Genomic DNA, 3,267 nt, shown 5'->3' with positions numbered 1-3,267 from the left:
CTGGCTTGTGCAAAGTTAAATTCGCGCTGTGCTTGTTTTGACGAGTAAGGGCTAATTCCACGGCGTTTAAACTTTTTGCTTTTTTTATCGTGGTATAAATCTTTGCCTACTTGGCCTGTGGCAATTTCTAGTAACTCTAAAAACTGGCGGCGAATAGTTTTTAATTGACGAGCCCACCACCTATCACACTGCATTTTTAGCAGTGCAATTTCGTAACACTCGGTTGGCAAGTTGTCGTCGCGCATGGCGTAAAATGGCACATTAGCGCCTACAGTTTTGGCATGAGTTGCTATTGCATCGTAGGTTAGCGATATTATTTTTTCGTACGGTAGGTGTTGGTTTTCTTCGCTTACATCAAGCGTTATTTGCACGCACTCCATAGCAAGTGTGCCTGCGTGTTTTTTGGTTTTTTCAATACTACTTAAAATATGCCATGGCAATGGCATATTTTGAGTAATACTAAACAGTACGCCAAAGCGCGGTTTTAAACGGGCAATGGTACGGCGGAACCATGTATTAGCACGATATTGACTACCCGCTTTTTTTTGGCTGTAGCGGTCTATGTATTTACGGGCCATACGACTTTGCAAAGGCACTGGCACATTTTGCAAGCCACGCGCTAAAAAGTTGCGGTCGTCAATATCGCTAATAGACGAAATTAAACCCTTAGCTATGCCAGATAGTCTAAGGGCTTGTAGGTCGAGCGGTTTAGGGTTTGCCATTTATTCGGTTAACTCTATTAACGCAGGTTCTCCATGAATTTGCGCGGCGTCTAATGCTGTTTGCATTTGGTCGTAAACTGGTGCGTATTCAATGTGATCAACCGCAATTAATTGCACTACTGGCATTAAGTCAGTTAGGCAGTTTTCACACTCCATCAGCATTGCAACAGTTGGGCGTTTGTTTAAATTGCGAATAGTAAAGTTGGCTTGGTCGATAGCGTGATTAACAATGCTTTTAAGCAATTGCTGATTTTTAGATAGATCTTGGTCTTTGATTGTGTTCATTTTAGTAGTCCTTTGGGATTAAATTATTGGTGTAGATTTACTGAGAATGTGTGGCTGTGTGCGTAGTTTCATTACTTCACTACTCCAAGCGCTGAGAATATTTTTCGGAACTCGTCGGTTCTATTGCCAAGGTAAGTAATAAAACAGCCTTTGGGTGCGCCTTTTTTTACATTGCCTTGTGCATCATTAAAGTGCGTACGACCATCAATAAAACAGCTTAAGCCTGCGTTTAATAACTTTTGGCACCATGCCTCTGAGCTATTAACAAAGGTAATGTTCATTGCTTCTTTAAAGTTACCTTGCGCATATTGGTCTAAGTAATAGTCAATCCAATCGCCGTTGCTGGCTATGTCTTCGGTAATGCAGTGGCCGCGATACTTACTGTAAGTCGGGTCGTTACATATTTTTTTAACACACTTTGGCTTACATGCTATTTCACCTTTATTGAATGGGTGATTTAACCAAACAGTATTAGCTATCCAATTTCTTGTTAATGCATCGTCTTCTTTGGTTAAGTAACACGTCGCTTTTACTGACTTGTTAGCAACCGCACAACTTGCAGGGTCTAAATCAATAACGGGAAACATTTGATGCACATACTTCAAAACTTTAGCGGGCGTATAAAACTCAACATTGCCACTATCTTGGTTGATTAGTTGATCGGGTGTCATGGCTAATCCTTAGTGTGCTTGTTCTATTTTTTGAGTGTTTTTAGCAATGCTAAAATCTCGTTTTTGTAAAAAGCGGCTTGGCGTCATCGCATTAGCATCAACAAAGGCGGTTACTATTTCTTGAAGCTGTAAAATAGCTTGGTGTATTTTAAGGCGCTTATCACGGTCAAATTGGTGATAACTCCTTTCCAAATCATTTTTAGATAGGCCTGCCGAATAACACACAATTATTTGCTGCGGCTTACTCAAGTGCGTATACACATATTCAGCGGTATGACGATCGCTGTTAAAAAGCCCCTTAATCTCAGTAAGTCCTTTTGGTGTTGGTTTTACATCAACAACTTTTAACTGTGTTTTTTCAGGCTGTTTATTTACGTCTGTAATACCGCGATTTTTTGCAATTTCTAATGCTGCATTTACCATGGTTTTCTCCTAGTTGTTTACGCTTTGTTGGTGCTGCGTTCTAAATTTAATTAGCTCGTTTAAGCGATAATGATTAGTTTTGCCAAACTGAATTGATTTAGGAAAATCAGACAACTTCGACAAAATCCAAAACTTTTTACGCGCACATCCCAATACCTCGCATGCCTCAACGGTGCTAACTAGGCGGTCTTTTTGCTCTTCAAGCTCAGTGCGTAGTTGGTTGTTTTCTTGTAGTAGTGCAAACAGCACAGCTTTAGCATCTGGATGAATATCTAATAAAATAATTTGTTGTTCAGTGCTCATGCTGCATCTTCCTTTTTGCTTTTTTGATGATCGGCTAATAAATCGTTTACCGATATTTCACCGTTAGTTAGTTCTGAAATACGTGGAATGTATTTCGCTGGGGCTTGGCAATGACGGTTAATCCAGTACCAAATGATGTTTTGTTTTGTACTTAACAACCTGGCGGCTTTTGTTTGCCCACCAATTATTTCTATTGCTTTCGCTACGGCACTCATATTTCCTCCAAGCAGTATTTATCAATTAAACCGATAATAGATATCAATTTAACCGATGTCAATATCGATTTAACTGATTAGACAAAATAAAATAAAAAGGCAATAATCAGTAAATATCACTTTAAGCGATTTTAATATTAGGAATTTAAAAAATGGATTTAGGAAAAAGAGTAGAAAAAAGACGTGTTCAGTTGGGAATGACTCAAGCACAGCTAGGCTTAATTGCGGGTTTAGCACAAAACTCTATTCATAATATTGAATCAGGCGAAACTAAACGCCCTCGTAAGATTGATGCTCTCGCCCAAGCACTCAATTGCACTCCAGAATATTTACTATTTGGAATTGGCGAAATCCAGAGTGATGCAAAAAATATAAATAACAACGTTGTGCCAGGACCAGCAATTAAAGCCACAGCCCCACTTATAAGCTGGGTGCAAGCCGGTGCTTGGTCAGAAATAAGTGAGATTAAAGCCTACGACGCTGAACGCTTTATGTGCCCTGTTAATTGCAGTGACCTAACCTTTGTTTTAAAAGTGCAAGGTATTAGCATGGAGCCAAAGTTTGATGAGGGTGATTTAATTTTTGTAGACCCTGAAGCAGAATGCATTCACGGTTCGTACGTAGTAGCCCGCCTAGACGACGATAACC

Annotated in this window: 7 protein-coding genes; 1 reads left to right on the top strand and 6 read right to left on the bottom strand. The window is 39.7% G+C overall.

The features are described 5' to 3' along the window. From L654_RS0102135 to L654_RS0102110, 6 genes are all read right to left on the bottom strand, one after another. On the bottom strand, positions 1–722 hold a 722-nt coding region (locus tag L654_RS0102135), incomplete at its 3' end, for a replication endonuclease (protein ID WP_024607119.1). Then, positions 723–1,007 carry a hypothetical protein gene (locus L654_RS0102130; protein ID WP_024607118.1) on the bottom strand — a complete coding sequence of 95 codons (285 nt, stop codon included), beginning with the start codon at positions 1,005–1,007 and terminating at the stop codon, positions 723–725. A 71-nt stretch (positions 1,008–1,078) separates the two neighbouring features. Further along, entirely contained in the window at positions 1,079–1,678 is a 600-nt protein-coding gene (locus tag L654_RS0102125) for a DNA N-6-adenine-methyltransferase (RefSeq protein WP_024607117.1), read from the bottom strand. Positions 1,679–1,687: 9 nt separating this feature from the next. Beyond that, positions 1,688–2,101 (bottom strand): hypothetical protein, encoded by a 414-nt coding sequence (locus tag L654_RS0102120; RefSeq protein WP_024607116.1) that lies wholly within the window; start codon positions 2,099–2,101, stop codon positions 1,688–1,690. Positions 2,102–2,110: 9 nt separating this feature from the next. Further along, positions 2,111–2,404 carry a hypothetical protein gene (locus L654_RS0102115; protein WP_008135661.1) on the bottom strand — a complete coding sequence of 98 codons (294 nt, stop codon included), beginning with the start codon at positions 2,402–2,404 and terminating at the stop codon, positions 2,111–2,113. Next, a complete protein-coding gene (locus L654_RS0102110; RefSeq protein ID WP_010553446.1) occupies positions 2,401–2,619 on the bottom strand; it encodes a YdaS family helix-turn-helix protein in 219 nt (72 codons plus the stop codon). Before L654_RS0102110 ends, L654_RS0102115 begins: the two co-directional genes overlap by 4 nt. Before the next feature lie 152 nt (positions 2,620–2,771). Here L654_RS0102110 and L654_RS0102105 point away from each other — a divergent pair. Beyond that, positions 2,772–3,267, top strand: a 496-nt coding sequence (locus L654_RS0102105; protein ID WP_024607115.1) for a S24 family peptidase, incomplete at its 3' end; no start/stop codon positions are given.

The sequence above is a fragment of the Pseudoalteromonas sp. TAB23 genome, from assembly GCF_000498075.1.
GTDB lineage: Bacteria > Pseudomonadota > Gammaproteobacteria > Enterobacterales > Alteromonadaceae > Pseudoalteromonas > Pseudoalteromonas arctica.
The sequence above is the reverse complement of the archived record's forward strand: the minus strand, read 5'-3'. Positions and strand labels throughout refer to the sequence as shown.